Annotated in this window: 12 protein-coding genes; 10 read left to right on the forward strand and 2 right to left on the reverse strand. The window is 46.4% G+C overall.

What is annotated here, in order from left to right; genetic code table 11:
* The first annotated feature begins 87 nt into the window (after window positions 1-87).
* The 4 genes from ACX0G9_RS11605 (at window position 88) to ACX0G9_RS11620 (ending at window position 4,823) form a co-directional block, all read left to right on the forward strand.
* The gene (locus ACX0G9_RS11605) at window positions 88-1,506 is read left to right on the forward strand and encodes a c-type cytochrome (RefSeq protein WP_459065069.1); all 1,419 of its coding nucleotides are present in this window, start codon (window positions 88-90) and stop codon (window positions 1,504-1,506) included.
* Window positions 1,507-1,531: 25 nt separating this feature from the next.
* Window positions 1,532-2,473, forward strand: coding sequence for a helix-turn-helix transcriptional regulator (locus tag ACX0G9_RS11610; RefSeq protein ID WP_459065070.1), 942 nt, complete (start codon window positions 1,532-1,534; stop codon window positions 2,471-2,473).
* Window positions 2,474-2,599: 126 nt separating this feature from the next.
* Window positions 2,600-3,739 carry an epoxide hydrolase family protein gene (locus ACX0G9_RS11615; protein ID WP_459065071.1) on the forward strand — a complete coding sequence of 380 codons (1,140 nt, stop codon included), beginning with the start codon at window positions 2,600-2,602 and terminating at the stop codon, window positions 3,737-3,739.
* A gap of 1 nt (window position 3,740) precedes the next feature.
* A complete protein-coding gene (locus tag ACX0G9_RS11620) occupies window positions 3,741-4,823 on the forward strand; it encodes a winged helix DNA-binding domain-containing protein (RefSeq protein WP_459065072.1) in 1,083 nt (360 codons plus the stop codon).
* A 12-nt stretch (window positions 4,824-4,835) separates the two neighbouring features.
* Here the strand turns inward: ACX0G9_RS11620 and ACX0G9_RS11625 are convergent, their stop codons facing one another.
* Complete coding sequence (locus ACX0G9_RS11625) at window positions 4,836-5,558, reverse strand: hypothetical protein (protein ID WP_459065073.1); 723 nt, start codon at window positions 5,556-5,558, stop codon at window positions 4,836-4,838.
* Window positions 5,559-5,709: 151 nt separating this feature from the next.
* Between ACX0G9_RS11625 and ACX0G9_RS11630 the strand changes: the two genes are divergently transcribed.
* The 5 genes from ACX0G9_RS11630 (at window position 5,710) to ACX0G9_RS11650 (ending at window position 10,770) form a co-directional block, all read left to right on the forward strand.
* On the forward strand, window positions 5,710-8,271 hold the full coding sequence (locus ACX0G9_RS11630; protein WP_459065074.1) for a ligase-associated DNA damage response DEXH box helicase: 2,562 nt from the start codon (window positions 5,710-5,712) through the stop codon (window positions 8,269-8,271).
* 86 nt (window positions 8,272-8,357) lie between these two features.
* Window positions 8,358-8,819 carry a heme-binding domain-containing protein gene (locus tag ACX0G9_RS11635; RefSeq protein ID WP_459065075.1) on the forward strand — a complete coding sequence of 154 codons (462 nt, stop codon included), beginning with the start codon at window positions 8,358-8,360 and terminating at the stop codon, window positions 8,817-8,819.
* A 138-nt stretch (window positions 8,820-8,957) separates the two neighbouring features.
* A complete protein-coding gene (locus tag ACX0G9_RS11640; RefSeq protein WP_459065076.1) occupies window positions 8,958-9,155 on the forward strand; it encodes a hypothetical protein in 198 nt (65 codons plus the stop codon).
* Between the two features lie 121 nt (window positions 9,156-9,276).
* Window positions 9,277-10,068: a ligase-associated DNA damage response endonuclease PdeM gene (gene pdeM, locus ACX0G9_RS11645; protein WP_459065077.1), complete on the forward strand. Its 792-nt coding sequence runs from the start codon at window positions 9,277-9,279 to the stop codon at window positions 10,066-10,068.
* 45 nt (window positions 10,069-10,113) lie between these two features.
* Window positions 10,114-10,770 carry a hypothetical protein gene (locus ACX0G9_RS11650; protein WP_459065078.1) on the forward strand — a complete coding sequence of 219 codons (657 nt, stop codon included), beginning with the start codon at window positions 10,114-10,116 and terminating at the stop codon, window positions 10,768-10,770.
* Between the two features lie 83 nt (window positions 10,771-10,853).
* Here ACX0G9_RS11650 and ACX0G9_RS11655 read toward each other — a convergent pair whose 3' ends face one another.
* The gene (locus tag ACX0G9_RS11655) at window positions 10,854-11,603 is read right to left on the reverse strand and encodes an XRE family transcriptional regulator (protein WP_459065079.1); all 750 of its coding nucleotides are present in this window, start codon (window positions 11,601-11,603) and stop codon (window positions 10,854-10,856) included.
* A 379-nt stretch (window positions 11,604-11,982) separates the two neighbouring features.
* Between ACX0G9_RS11655 and secA the strand changes: the two genes are divergently transcribed.
* Complete coding sequence (secA, locus tag ACX0G9_RS11660) at window positions 11,983-15,342, forward strand: preprotein translocase subunit SecA (protein WP_459065080.1); 3,360 nt, start codon at window positions 11,983-11,985, stop codon at window positions 15,340-15,342.
* Window positions 15,343-15,420: the final 78 nt, after the last annotated feature.

The raw sequence follows: 15,420 nt of genomic DNA on the forward strand, positions 1-15,420 counted from the left end.
TTGAAAAGAAGTACCCATGTATAAAGCTTGAGGCTATTTCTGGCTTGAAGCTTGTAGCTTCAAGTCTGAAAATCGTAACTTACAATTATGAAACTGTTGATATTCGCCCTGGCAGGGATGACGGGGCTGGCTTTTACCTCAGTATTCCAGCTCTACAAGGAAGACAAACCGGTAACAATACCATCCAGCCCCCAGCGGAGCGGTGATGCTGTCCGGGGTTTCTCCTATCTGACAACCGGCGATTACCTGAAAAGCGGGATTCCCTATAATTTTTTTCTGCTGGGCATCGGAAAAAACAAAAATAATTATCTGCAGCGCGATGGTCTCAATTCGGATATAAGCCATGAATATACCGCTGTAAAAGCACCAAACGGAGAAACGGTGGTGGCCCCGAATTGTCTGCAATGCCATGCGCAGGTTCTCGACAACAAACTGATCATCGGTCTCGGCAATACCCAGATCGATTTTACCAATAATCAAAAACTGAATCCGCAAACTTCCGCCATGGCGGAAAAATTCCTGAAGAAGGGCGACCCGCGCAAATATGAGGCAGCGGAACCCTTTCTGAAAGTGGTTCAAACAATCAGCGGTCAATTGTACACACAAGTGCGAGGCGTCAATGCGGCCGACCGTTTGGCCGCCCTTCTTGTAGCGCACAGGGATCCGGTTACTTTCCGCTGGAGCACCGAACCACTTCTGGATATCCCCGAACAGGTCATCCCTTCAGATACTCCCCCCTGGTGGCTGCTAAAAAAGAAACATGCCATGTTCTACAATGGTTTTGGCAGGGGAGATTTCGGTAAGTTCCTCATGGCCTCCAATTTATTGACGGTGAACGATACCGCTGAATCAAGAGAAGTCGACAGTCATTTTAATGATGTGCTCGCCTATATATATTCTCTTGAACCACCAAAATATCCCAACCCGGTAAATTCGACCCTGGCCAGGAAAGGTGGCGTTCTATTCGTCGAAAATTGCTCAAAATGCCATGGAAATTACGGCGATAAAGAAAAGAATGGAGGGAAAGGTGCATTAGATGATTATCCCAACCTCCTGATCCCCGAATCAATCATTCAAACGGATTCTTTTCTGTATAAAAATAATTATCAAAGCCCCCAGTTCGTAAACTGGTTCAATAACAGCTGGTTTGCTACCAGCGACCATCCCGCCCGTCTCGTTCCTTTCTCCGGCTATATCGCTCCGCCCCTGGACGGCATCTGGATAACTGCTCCCTATCTGCACAATGGATCTGTTCCTACCCTGGAAGGGGTATTGAACAGCAAAACAAGACCGGCTTATTGGTCCAGGGATTTTTCCAACCCGGTTTACGACTATGAACAGATGGGATGGAAATTTACTGTTGAAACTGCGCCAAAGACAGGGCCGGGAGCCTCCACCGTTTATAATACGGATCTGCCGGGGTACGGTAATTACGGCCATACTTTCGGTGATAAACTCACCGATAAGGAGAGGAAGGCGGTTATTGAATACCTGAAGACTTTGTGAGGATCAAAAATAATTATTTCACAGCATGAACAGGTTCGACCGCCTTACTGCCATCCTCATTCACCTCCAATCCAAAAAGATTGTAGTGGCACAGGATATTGCCGATCGTTTTGAAATTAGTTTGCGAACCGTTTACCGGGATATCCGGTCATTGGAAGAAGCAGGCGTTCCTGTCATCGGGGAAAAAGGATTGGGATATTCCATCATGGAAGGATATCGCTTGCCGCCGGTTATGTTCACGGAAGAAGAGGTACTTGCTTTTCTGATGGCTGAAAAGTTTCTCGAGAATCATGCGGATATCCATAACAGCGAGCTGTTCAAGTCCGCCATGTTTAAAGTAAAAGCGGTACTCCGCAGCGCGGAGAAATCCAAGCTGGAACAAATGGAGAACAGCATTACGGTTAAACATCAGAATTCCCGCCATAATCATCTCCTTAATGATACCTTGCCTGCCCTGATCAAAAGTATCTCAGAAAAGAAAATGATCCGAATTACCTATGAAAGTGAAGAGAACAGCAATACGATACGGGACATCGACCCCATTGGGATCTTTCATGAACACGGATCCTGGAGTGCCCTGGCCTTCTGTCATACCCTGAAAGATTACCGGTCATTCCGGACGGAACGGATACTGGCCCTTTCTCCTTCCGGAAAGCCCTTCCATCGGGAGCATATGACCATGAAGGATTATTTCGAAAAGATATCAGCTAAACAGATCTTTTTCCCCGTCGTCATCGACGTACGATCGGATAAAGCCCGATATCTTCAGGAACATAAATTCAATTACGGTTTTACCCAGGAAAAACAGGTTAAAAACCATATCCGTATGTATTTCGAGGCGCCCTGCCTGGAAGCCTTTTCCAGGTGGTATATCACGTTTGCCGATTTTGCCTCGATAATAGAACCTGTAAGCCTGAAAGGGTTGCTGAAAGAGCGTTTAAAGGCAGTCCTGCAGGAAATAGGTTAGATCGCGTGACCGGTTTCATTAGCAGATTCCGTGAATTTTTCATAAATCTTCGAGGGGCAATTCCCAACTGACATACAGCTGTCACTTAGGCCTTTTAGCTTTGTATTCAACTAATACGAAGCAATCATGCAAACACTACCCTCCTTTTCTATCGATGTAGCCGAAAATGTAATAGATGATCTTAAGACAAGAATGAAACAAACCCGCTGGACGGATTCTCCCGAAAACGCCGGCTGGGATTATGGGACCAATCCCGTTTATTTGCGGGAACTGGTTGAGTATTGGCAAAATACCTATGACTGGCGCAAACAGGAAACGCTATTGAACAGCTTTCCCCAGTTCAAGGTGGACATAGACGGCATCGGGATCCATTTTATCTATGTGAAAGGTAAAGGACCCAACCCGCAACCGCTAATTCTGACCCATGAATGGCCTGACAGCTTTTACCGTTTTTACAAAGTTATCCCCATGCTGACTGACCCTGCCGGTTATGGCGGCACTGCAGATCAATCTTTCGATCTGATCATTCCCTCGATGCCCGGGCATGGTTTTTCTGACCGGGTGAGTGTATCCTCGGAAAAGACTGCTCAGTTATGGGCAAAATTAATGACAGAAGTGCTGGGCTATCAGAGTTATTTTGCAGCAGGCGATTTTGCTGTAACTACCTCCCTGGCTGCCGCAAACCCGGATAAAGTAAAGGGAATCCATCTCACCGATGCCGGGTATCCGAATGGAACGGAGGACTGGGCATCCTTTTCTCCGGCGGAGCAGGCATTCGGCCAGAAGATCCAGTATTGGTTTTTTGCAGAAGGCGCATTTAATATGATCCAATCCACCAAACCGCAGACTTTAGGTTACGGCCTTAATGATTCACCGGTCGGCCTTGCCTCCTGGATCCTGGAAAAATTCTACGCATGGAGCGATACGAAGGGAGATATCGCCAATAGTTTTTCCAAAGATGAATTACTCACCAATATCATGATCTACTGGGTAACCCAAACGATCAATACCTCTATCCGGAGATACCTGATAGATACCCGCGCCGTATATGGCCAGGGAGGCCCCAAGCCGATGGAAAAAGTAACCGTCCCTGCTGCGATGAGCATATTCCCTGCTGATAGTGATACACCGAAAGAATGGGCTGAACGCAGGCTGAACCTGCAGCGTTATTCGAAACTGGATAAAGGAGGACGTTTTGCCGCACTGGAAGTACCGGAGTCTTATAGTAAGGAGCTGCGGGAAGCTCTTCTGCAACTAAAAAACTAAGGTGACAAGTAACGATATAGCCCAACTTCGCCTGGTCAGTCAGCAGATCATGGAAACCCGTTTTTCAAGGCCCGCTGATTTGATCGGGTGGATGGGTTGCATTCAGGCGCAGGATTATGACGAGGCCAAATGGGCGATCGGCAACCGGCTGAAGGATATTACGGAAGCTGAAATAGACAGGGATTTTAATGAAGGGAAGATACTCCGAACCCATATGCTAAGACCTGCCTGGCATTTTGTTTTACCTTCGGATCTTGGCTGGATACTCACCCTGACCTCTCCAACGATAAAGGCATTCAATAAAAACCTGCACCACAAACTCGGTATTGGCGATTATTTACTTAAACGCAGTAAAAACATTTTTTCGAAGGCCCTGGCCGGAGGCAAACAACTCACCCGACCGGAACTATTAGCAGCGCTTAAAAAAGAAAGGATCGAAACCGATGAATTAAGAATTAATTTTTTACTGATGGAGGCCGAATTGGACGGTATTATCTGCAGTGGAGGAAGACAGGGTAAACAATTCACTTATGCCTTGCTGGAGGAAAGAGTACCCAATCTCAAATATCCAGGTAAAGAAGCAGCCATCGCCCTGTTGACAAACCGCTATTTTGTAAGCAGGGGGCCGGCAACCCTATGCGATTTCTCAACCTGGAGCGGTCTGGCTTTATCCGATGCGAAAAGAGGATTGGAAATGAACAAAAAGGAGTTAATCTATTCGGTAGTGAATGGGCAGGCCTATTGGTTTGCAGCTGATCTTCCCATCCTTCCGGCCGGGCGTACCTCCCTTCAATTGCTGCCGGTGTCCGATGAATTTACTGTGGCCTACAAGGATCATTCGGATATTTTGCAGCTCAGACCATCCAAACCATCGGGCAGGGACTTTCAAAATGATCTTTTTAAACCGGTACTGGTTATCGACGGACAAATTGCCGGCACCTGGGATCATAAAATAAACCAGGCAGGTACTTTTGTCATCCCTCACCCTTTTATCACATTAAACAAGTCTGCCTATCCCTTAATCGTAAAGGCCGCCAGGAAATACGCCAACTTTACCGGAAATGCTTTGGCGGGAATAATGTAAACTGCCGGTCTGCTACAAGGCTTGTTTTACATATAATTTATCTCCGTCTGCCGTGTACAATCCAAACGTATCGGGCTCATTGGCCGTCAGCAGGACTTCCATTCCATAGAAATTATGTTTAAGGCTAAATTCCCCATTCGCATCTTTACCCAGCACGAAAGTGATATAACTGGTAAATTGAACGGGAGATCCTTTTTCATCGAAAACGATCCGTTTGAATTTGGTGGTCATTCCATCATGATCCTGCAGCTTTACCAGCTTTGCATTTTTCTCCTCTGCTGCTATATCCGGGACCTCAGCATCAAGAACGTTTATCAGGCTTTTGCTGATATAGCTGGATGGCGCTATAAATTCAATGCCTGCCGGAAGTTCAAATGAAGCGGACAGATCAGAGAAACCCGTTGATACTCCCCGGCCGACAGCAAAGGATGTTGTACTTGCCGTTCCAGTGACCTCTACCTTCCTGTTATAAAGACTAAGCGTTTGTCCATACCGGACAAGGGCGGACTTTTTCCAGTTCACATATAAAGGCTGGGCCGTCTTGTTAAAAATTGTTACGTTCATCGGCCCTCCCTGCCCATGAAAGTTATAAGTGAGTTTCATGGTGTCGTTCTCCAGGATAAATTCTTTTTTATCATTCTTGGGAATCTCCGGGGAGTTAAGTGTTACATACTGGTAAGTGGAGCAGGAACTGAGAGCCAGCAAAATAATCGCAAGGGAAAGGTAGGCAGGCATGGCTTTTTTCTTTTAAGTTAAACAATGGATTCGGTTTTTTCTACTACCGGGAAGTGCTGGGGAAAAATTTAATATTCAAATTAAAACAGTATTAACCCGCAGGTGTTAAACAGGGGAAAAGCCTGATGAACGGAGGATAAAATTCTTTTTTTTGAATAAAATAAAAATGGTAGTTTTTCCTATCGTGACGCTGAAGAAAACAGAAGGTTATAAGATCATCCGGGAGTGGCTGGCGGCCAAAGAACAAAAACCATTTGCGTTCCAGGAAGAGACCTGGCAATATATCATGGAAGGCCGTTCCGGCCTCGTCAATGCCCCGACAGGATGCGGAAAAACTTTTTCCGTATTTCTGGGTGCCATTATCGACTTTATAAATACCCATCCAACTGATTTCCGGACCAGGTCCGGGGCAGGTCTTCAATTATTATGGATCTCGCCTTTACGTGCGCTGGCCAAAGATATCGGCCGCGCCATGGAAGAGGTCATCCGGGAATTGGGATTGGCCTGGCGGGTAGGGATTCGTAACGGGGACACGGAAATGAGTGAGAGGCAGAAACAAAAACGTAAGATGCCGGAAGTACTTATCATTACTCCGGAAAGCCTGCACCTTTTACTGGCGCAAAAAGAGTATCCAAATGTCTTCCGATCGCTGAAGATCCTTGCCGTAGACGAATGGCATGAACTGCTGGGCAGCAAACGCGGCGTTCAGGTCGAACTCGCCTTATCAAGGATCTCGGGGGTAAAAAATGAAGGATTATCCATTATTGGTATCAGCGCAACCATTGGAAATCTGGAGCAGGCCAAGGATGTTTTGCTGGCTTCCCGCGAAGGCAGGCCGGACCGCGGCCGGGAAGCAGAGGACCTGAGGGCAAAGGGCCCCCAAACTTTTATCGTTAAAGCAGATATCCGCAAACGTATAGAAGTAGAGTCTATCCTGCCGGATGAAATTGAAAAATATCCCTGGGCAGGTCATCTCGGTCTGAAACTTATTCATAAAGTGATCCCTATCCTGGAAAAAAGCCGGACTACCCTGATCTTCATTAATACCCGGGGGATGAGCGAGACCTGGTACCAATCCTTGCTCACCGCCTGCCCGGAACTGGCCGGTGCGATCGCCCTTCATCACGGTTCCATCGATATGGATCTCCGCAACTGGGTAGAGGATGCCCTGCACAACGGCAAACTCAAGGCGGTCGTCTGTACGGCAAGCCTGGATCTGGGCGTCGACTTCCGGCCGGTTGAGACGGTCATTCAGGTGGGAAGCCCCAAGGGAGTGGCACGTTTCCTCCAAAGAGCCGGCAGAAGCGGCCATCAACCCGGCGAAACCAGCAAAATTTATTTCCTGCCCACCCATTCCCTGGAACTGGTGGAAGCGGCCGCTCTTAAATCCGCGATGAAGATCAATCTCATCGAGAGCCGCGAACCGATGATGCTTTGTTTCGATGTGTTGATCCAATATCTTTCCACCCTCGCTATCTCGGAGGGGTTTTATCCCGATGAAATTTTCAGGGAGCTTAAATCCACCTATTGTTATGGGCCGATGACGGAGGAAGAATGGAAGGATATCCTGCATTTTATCACAGAAGGTGGAGAGGCCCTCCACCAATATGATGAATTCAGGAAGGTGGAGATCCTGGAAACGGGTTTGTATAAGATCAATAGCCGCCGTATCGCCATGCGTCACCGGCTGCATATCGGCACGATTGTCAGCGATTCCATGCTGAAAGTAAAATTCATTTCCGGCGGGTATATCGGTGTGATCGAAGAATATTTCATTTCCCGTCTTTTGCCCGGCGATGTTTTCACCCTGGCCGGCAGGAACCTGGAATTTGTCCTGATCAAGGACATGACTGCACTGGTCAGGAAATCCAATGCGAAGAAGTCCATCGTACCCAGCTGGAACGGAGGTCGCATGCCCCTTTCGGCCAACCTGGGGTTAATGCTACGGAAAAAACTGGATGAAGCGGCGGAAATGACTGTTAAAAACGATAAATCGCTTACCGCCGATATTGAATTGAAGGTCCTTAAACCACTCTTCGATCTGCAAGCAGAACTTTCTTATATGCCTCGTGAGAACGAATTATTGATCGAGCACATCGAGACCAAAGATGGTTTTCATTTGTTCGTGTACCCGTTCGAAGGAAGACTGGTGCATGAAGCCATGGCGGCTTTGCTTGCCTTCCGGATCAGCCGGATCACCCCTATCAGTTTTTCCTTTGCGATGAATGACTACGGGTTTGAATTACTGAGCGACCAGCCCATTCCCGTCGACGATACCAATGCATATGATTTATTCAGCCCGGCTGATCTTAGTGCCGATATCCAGCGCAGCGTCAACAGCGCCGAAATGGCCCGGCGAAAATTCCGCGATATCTCCGTGATCGGCGGTCTGATCTTCCAGGGTTATCCCGGAGAATACAAAAAGGCCAGGCATATTCAATCATCTGCCTCCCTGCTATTTAATGTGTTCGCTGAATACGACCCCCATAATTTACTGATCCGCCAGGCCTACAATGAAGTGATGGAGCAACAAATGGAAGAACAAAGACTACGTAATATGCTGGAGCGGATCCGGCAGGGGAATATCGTGATCCGTGTGCCATCCAGGCTGACTCCTTTTTGTTTTCCCCTGAAAGTAGACAGCATGCGTGAAGATCTTTCATCGGAAAAACTGGAAGACAGGGTCAGGAAAATGCAGGCCCAGTTACGCTAGACCGGTACTTTTTGCGTAAAGAAAACAGGAGGGCAAGCCGCCGGTTTTGAACGATATTGTATAATTTGGCTTTGCAAAAAACAATCATGAGAAAAAAGATCCTGTTATCTTTCCTGGTCATCCTGATCCTGATCCAATTCATCCGGCCAGCGGAGAACCGTTCCGGCTCTCTTTCCTCAAATGATATAACCCGGCGTTATCCCATTCCGGATACAGTGTTGCATATACTTCAACGATCCTGCTATGATTGCCACAGCAACAATACTTTCTACCCCTGGTATAACCGCATCCAACCGGTAGCCTGGTATCTCCAGTATCATGTCGATCAGGGAAAATGGGATCTGAATTTCTCCGAGTTCGGATCTTATCCGGCGAAAAAACAGGCAAAAAAATTAAAAGAAATTACCGAACAGATCAAAGAAGATGGAATGCCCCTGGACAGTTATCTGTGGATCCATGGGAACGCGCGGCTTACGGAAGGAGAAAAAAAACAGCTGATGGGTTGGGCAGATAGTCTGAAGGCTACAATTCCTGCAGTTATGCAATAAGCGGCTAAATTTTATATTTATTTTTCCAATGCGGTCTTTTTAGTCCACTTTTATTATACATTTGTTTTTGTCAAACAGAACGCTTGTATATGACTAAGAAGAAGCCGCTAATCACGCAGGTCCATCAATATGACAATCATGGATAGCATTGCAAAATATATTAAGAAAGAAAAGGATATTTTCTACCTGATAGGTGAAAAAAAAGGTGAAGAAAAAAAGGCCATTAAGCTGGTTGAAAACCTTTTGCTTAATACTGATTTTGCCATTCTCAAAGTCGCCAATCTGGCTGAAGTATCAGAGGGTTTTGTCCGCAAAGTAAAAAAGACCTTAAAATAAGAATTTAAGCAGACCGCTTCCTACCTTTTACCTTTCTACAGGTAGAAAAAAGAATTCTCTTCTTATCCAGCATCATTTAGTTACTGCTACTTTTGTACATTTGCGTCCTTGTTCGTTCACTATGCAACCAGCATTTCCATATAAACTCAAAGGGCAACAATTATGGCTTTCTCCAGAACGATGTATTTTCTGGGAAGAGGAAAAAGCGCTTATTTTATCGGATCTTCATTTTGGAAAGACAGGGCATTTCCGGAAGTCAGGCATTGCCGTACCTCCATCCGTTTACCAGGAAGATCTTTTCCGCCTGCTGTCCCAGATCCAGTATTTTCAGCCCAAACAATTGCTGATCGTAGGAGACCTTTTCCACAGCCGTGAAAACAAAGAACTGGATCTGTTCAGAAAATGGAGAGAGAATTTCCCGCAACTTATTTTCCGGCTGATCAAAGGCAATCATGATATTCTGCACGAAGACTGGTACCGGGCATCCGGCATCGACGTAAGCCCGTTGAAATGGGAGGCAGGCGCATTCGCCTTTATCCATGATATTACGGACATCGCCGCGAACCCTTTCCCCGGGACCTACAGCTTCTCCGGGCATCTTCATCCCGGCATCCGGATAAACGGAATGGGCAAACAATCGCTTCGATTCCCCTGTTTCTATTTTGGGGATGATTACGCCGTGCTGCCCGCATTCAGCCGTTTCACCGGAATGGCATCTATCGACCCTGCACCCCACGAAAATGTATTTGCGATTTTGCCGCCGGATCCATCTGCTGCCGACTTTCCCATCCGGGGTCGCGAACTGCATAACAACAGGCAATCAGGAGAACAGGGAGTTATTTCAGAAGAGCCTGCTATTTCCAGGAAGGCGCCGCCGAAAAGAAATTCAGGAATGATCATTCAGATACAGTAAATTATACAGATTCTACACCCTTAACGCCTAAGCGATTTTACATATATGAAGTCTACCCTTTTCCTATTCGGTTTTGCCCTGTTTTTATCTGGTTGTGCCACGTCAACCATTAAGATTTTCACCAAAAAGGAACCAACGGTGCCTTATACTAAAATCCTGGCCATCTACCTGGATGAAGCCTGTTATTTTAATATGCTCGATTCCAATACTTATAATATCTGCGTCAAAACCTGCTTTTTAAAGGAGGACAATTTAGAAGGGCGGGTCTTCGTTGAAAATACCATCTCGAAAAACCTAACTACCTCAGGAACCATTATTGTTACCTCTTCCGCCCTTTTCGATATCCATAGAAATAGTTATGATGAATTTAGAAAACAAATTGACCTACTGTCCATCGATGCCATTCTTGTGGTAAATGTTCGAGGTTTCCTCCATGAGGAGGTTAGGGACGACAAAAATAAATGGAATAGTTACAAAAGTATAAAGAACCTTTTCTCGGGAGATGGTGATGAATCTAACCAAACACTCAATGCAGCCTTTCAATGTTATTTGCTAAATTCAAAAACCAGCAGCTTGCCAATCTGGGTGGCTCAATTAGAGACGAAAGGAAAATATTACCATAATGGAAAAAAAGAGTTAAACCAAAGTATGGTAGGAAAAATGGCAGAAACCCTTAAAAGTGCCGGATATATTGCCCACTGACGCCAAAGCAGAGCCTCTGCTAATTACCAGGGCTAACGATATAGCTCAAACGTTTACTCCTACTAATTTTCCCTTTATTATCCTTAATTCATCTTTTTCTTCAGCACGCTGACCTGATCCTGTAAATTGCTTACCAGACTTGCCAATTGATTGACATCCCACCGGTGCTGGGTATTGGCTTTGCTGATGACCATCTGGGCTTTCCAGACTTCTATAACATCATCTGCATTTACATTATAAGGCTGATAGGCAGTATTATCACTGACCAGGGTAAATTTGCTCCTGGTCTTATTATTCTTCATAACCCGTTTGTAGACTATGCCTTCATTGCGCGAAACCAATACGTAGGTTTGATTGTTCTTTACTTCCTCCAGATCATCCACCTTTTCGCCTACGATCACCGAACCGCTTGTCGTTGGCAGCATGGAATCCCCTACGATTTCAAAAGCCCGGTAATTCCCTGGTGCCAGCATGGGGAGGGTAAACGTATTTAGTTCATCCAAAAATTCAGGATCCGCATATCCCGCCAGATAACCTGCAGCCGCCTTTACCGGCACTAATTGTATCTCATTGGAGGCCGAGATCATTTTCTGGGCTCTTCGTTTGGACAGATAGCTGCCTTTGGAATCGCTTAATTCTTTCCGCAATAATTCATCCAGGGTCAATTTAAAAAGGTCGCCCACCACTTCCAACACCTCGATCCTGGGCTCTGCTCTTTCTTCCTCATAAGCCCCCAACAAGGATCGTTTGATCCCCAATTTGGCTGCAAACTCTTCCTGGGTCCATCCCCGCAATTTGCGAAGGTATTTCAGATTTTGTCCGGCAACTGACATAGACTAATAATTTTAGTGGTATTTAATCTCAGCTTTACTAAATATTCCTAAAATTACTAACTTTTTTGTCATTACCAAAAAAATTGTTGTAAAACCAGATAGAAGAAATGGCAATAACGGATCAAGACTTCCGCCGCAGCGTCATTATCCGGATCCCCATTTGCCATCCTGCACCCTGGCGCCAGGCACTTCTTATAAAGTATAATTAATATACCAATCTCCTTGTCTTTCAGACTCTTATTAAGGTCTGTTTCTTGCCTTTCTTCCGGGGTCTTTTCGTACCTTTGCTTCCCTGTCAATTTGGCCTATCGGCAAGGGTAGCATTAAATTTGACAGGAATAATCTTTTCGAATCTCAAAATCATTCAATACAAGATATTATGTTAGGTTTTATATCGAAAATATTCGGAGGCAATAAGTCTGAAAAGGATATCAAGCTGATTCAACCACTCACAGGGCGGATCAACCAGCACTTTGCGGCCTACCAATCCCTCTCCAACGATCAATTGCGCGCCAAAACAGTAGAATTCAGGGACCGGATCAAAGACCATTTAAGCAAAATCGACACAGAGATCGCAGATCTTAATAAAAGGGCCGAAGAGCTTCCTTTCAGTGATATAAACGGAAAGGATGTCATTTACCAGGAGATCGACAAACTGAAAAAAGAAAAAGACGAACAGGTGGAGGAAGTGCTGGAAGCTATCCTGCCTGAAGCCTTTGCCGTCGTAAAAGAGACAGGCCGTCGTTTTAAAGAGAACAAGGAGCTGGTTTCCCAGGCTACCGAACTGGACCGTAACCTAAGTATTAAAAAAGAGCATATCCGCATAGAGGACGATAAGGCTATTTATCAGAACACCTGGATGGCTGCCGGCAGCCCGATTACCTGGAATATGGTGCATTATGATGTACAATTGATCGGAGGTACCGTACTTCACCAGGGAAAAATCGCTGAAATGGCCACCGGGGAAGGAAAGACCCTGGTATCCACTTTGCCGGCCTATCTGAATGCACTGGCAGGCGAAGGCGTGCATATTGTAACGGTGAACGATTACCTGGCCCGGCGTGACTCCGAATGGAACGGTCCGATCTTCGAATGGCTGGGTCTGACTGTAGATTGTATCGACAAACACGAGCCAAACAGTAGTTCGCGCCGCAAAGCTTACCAGGCGGATATAACGTATGGCACAAATAATGAATTCGGGTTCGACTATCTCCGTGACAATATGGTGCATACCCCCGATGAAATGGTACAGCGCAAACATCATTACGCCATGGTCGATGAAGTGGACAGCGTATTGATCGATGATGCCCGTACACCGTTAATCATTTCCGGGCCCGTCCCGAAAGGCGATGATCAGCAATATCATATACTTAAGAGCCGGGTGGAAAAACTTTTCGATGTACAACGGAAAGTGACCAATCAGTTCCTGATCGAAGCCCGCAAAAAAATGGGTGAAGGCAACGATGATCCGAAAGACGGAGGCCTTGCCCTGGTCCGTGCTCACCGTGGTCTCCCGAAATCGAGCGCCCTGATCAAATTTCTCAGTGAACCCGGTATTAAGGTCAAGCTGCAGAAATCGGAAAATTATTACCTGGCAGATCAGCAGAAGGAAATGCCCAAAGTGGACGCAGAACTTTTTTTCCATATCGATGAAAAGAATAATTCAGTGGATCTGACGGATAAGGGAATCCAGATGATTACCCGCGAAGGGGAAGATCCGGAATTCTTTGTGTTGCCGGATATAGGCGTCAAACTGGCCGAAATTGAAAAAGGTGAATTATCCCCTGAAGAAAAGCTGCAGCAGAAGGAAGCGCTGCTAAACGATTATGCGGTTAAGGCCGATCGTATCCATACCGTCCAGCAATTACTGAAAGCCTACACTTTATTCGATAAAGATGTGGAATACGTGGTCATGGAAGGCCAGGTCAAGATCGTAGATGAACAGACGGGACGTATCCTGGACGGCAGGCGCTACAGCGACGGATTACATCAGGCCATTGAAGCCAAAGAAAATGTCAAGATCGAAGCGGCTACCCAGACATACGCCACCGTTACTTTACAGAACTATTTCCGTATGTACCACAAGCTGGCCGGGATGACCGGAACGGCGGAAACGGAAGCCTCCGAATTGTGGGATATCTATAAATTAGACGTGGTAACCATTCCTACCAATGTTCCTGCTATCAGGAAGGATCATCAGGATCTTGTTTTTAAGACCAAACGCGAAAAATACAAGGCCATTATCGACGAGATCGAACGTCTTCGTGCAGACGGACGTCCTTCACTGGTCGGTACGACTTCGGTGGAAGTATCCGAATTGCTCAGCAAGATGTTGCAGGTGAAAAAAATACCGCATAATGTACTGAACGCCAAACAACATGCAAGGGAGGCCCAGGTGGTAGCCGAAGCTGGTCTTTCCGGAGCCGTTACGATCGCCACGAATATGGCCGGCCGTGGTACGGATATCAAGCTCGGACCAGGCGTAAAGGAAGCAGGAGGTCTGGCGATCGTCGGTACGGAGAGGCATGAAAGCCGTCGTGTGGACAGGCAATTGCGCGGACGTTCTGCCCGTCAGGGTGATCCCGGTACGACGCAATTCTATGTTTGCCTCGAGGATGACCTGATGCGGATGTTCGGCAGCGACCGTATCGCCTCGCTTATGGATAAAATGGGTTATAAGGAAGGGGAAGTGATCCAGCATAGTATGGTAACCAAAAGCATCGAACGGGCCCAGAAAAAGGTGGAAGAAAATAACTTCGGTATCCGTAAACGACTGTTGGAATATGACGATGTCATGAACAAACAGCGTAATGTTGTCTATAAGAAACGCAGCCACGCCCTTTTTGGAGAAAGACTTGCCCTCGACCTGGACAATGCCTTTTATGTGGTGGCAGAAGGATTGGTCAGCTCTTTCCGGGAAATGGAGGATTTTGAAGGTTTCAAACTAAGCACCATCGTCAATTTCGGGATCGATACGCAGATCAGCCAGGAAGAATTCCTGAAAACCGATGCCGCTTCCCTTTCCGAAAAGTTATACCAGGAAGCCACTCATAATTATGAGCGTAAACTGGAAGATCTTCGCAAACATGCCGTTCCCGCATTTAAGAATATCCGGCTTACCCAGGGTAATCATATCCAGAATGTGGTCGTGCCTTTTTCAGACGGGAAAAAATCCACTAATGTACATGTGAGCCTGGATAAGACCCTGACCAGCGAAGGAAGAGAATTAATGAATGCCGTAGAAAGACAGATCACTCTTTCCATAATAGACGATACCTGGAAAGAACATCTGCGTTCGATGGACGATCTGAAGCAGAGTGTTCAGACGGCTTATCTGGAACAAAAAGATCCCCTTGTGATCTATAAAATGGAAGCTTTCGAACTCTTCCGCCGAATGGATAGCGAAGTGAATAAGGATATCGTCAGTTTCCTTTGTCATAGCGCCATAGCGCATAGCGACGGTCGTCACTCCGGCAGCGGTATCCGCGAAGGAAAAGAAGAGAAAACGGATATGAGCAAACTGAAGGTGCGCAAAGACGAGATGGTACCGTCTGGCGATCAGAACAACCGACAGGCGCCTCACGGTCCGGTACAGGAAGGCGGCGGCGATTATTACGAACCCAATGAAGCCGTTAAACAGGAACCGGTAAAAGTCGGACCAAAGATCGGACGCAACGATGCCTGCCCCTGCGGAAGCGGAAAAAAATATAAGAACTGTCACGGGAAAGATGTGGTGTAGGGCAGAAACAAACAGTCAGATTCATTAAAGAATAAAAGAACGGGTGGAAGAAATAGTTTAACTTGCCGGTGTCAATCT

It is taken from the genome of Flavitalea flava, assembly GCF_054461575.1.

Coding starts and splice junctions, on each gene's coding strand:
- pdeM (WP_459065077.1), top strand. CDS start 9,277: ATGCAACCAGCATTTCCATATAAACTCAAAGGGCAACAATTATGGCTT.
- ACX0G9_RS11640 (WP_459065076.1), top strand. CDS start 8,958: ATGGATAGCATTGCAAAATATATTAAGAAAGAAAAGGATATTTTCTAC.
- ACX0G9_RS11635 (WP_459065075.1), top strand. CDS start 8,358: ATGAGAAAAAAGATCCTGTTATCTTTCCTGGTCATCCTGATCCTGATC.
- secA (WP_459065080.1), top strand. CDS start 11,983: ATGTTAGGTTTTATATCGAAAATATTCGGAGGCAATAAGTCTGAAAAG.
- ACX0G9_RS11650 (WP_459065078.1), top strand. CDS start 10,114: ATGAAGTCTACCCTTTTCCTATTCGGTTTTGCCCTGTTTTTATCTGGT.
- ACX0G9_RS11605 (WP_459065069.1), top strand. CDS start 88: ATGAAACTGTTGATATTCGCCCTGGCAGGGATGACGGGGCTGGCTTTT.
- ACX0G9_RS11615 (WP_459065071.1), top strand. CDS start 2,600: ATGCAAACACTACCCTCCTTTTCTATCGATGTAGCCGAAAATGTAATA.
- ACX0G9_RS11655 (WP_459065079.1), bottom strand. CDS start 11,603: ATGTCAGTTGCCGGACAAAATCTGAAATACCTTCGCAAATTGCGGGGA.
- ACX0G9_RS11625 (WP_459065073.1), bottom strand. CDS start 5,558: ATGCCTGCCTACCTTTCCCTTGCGATTATTTTGCTGGCTCTCAGTTCC.
- ACX0G9_RS11610 (WP_459065070.1), top strand. CDS start 1,532: ATGAACAGGTTCGACCGCCTTACTGCCATCCTCATTCACCTCCAATCC.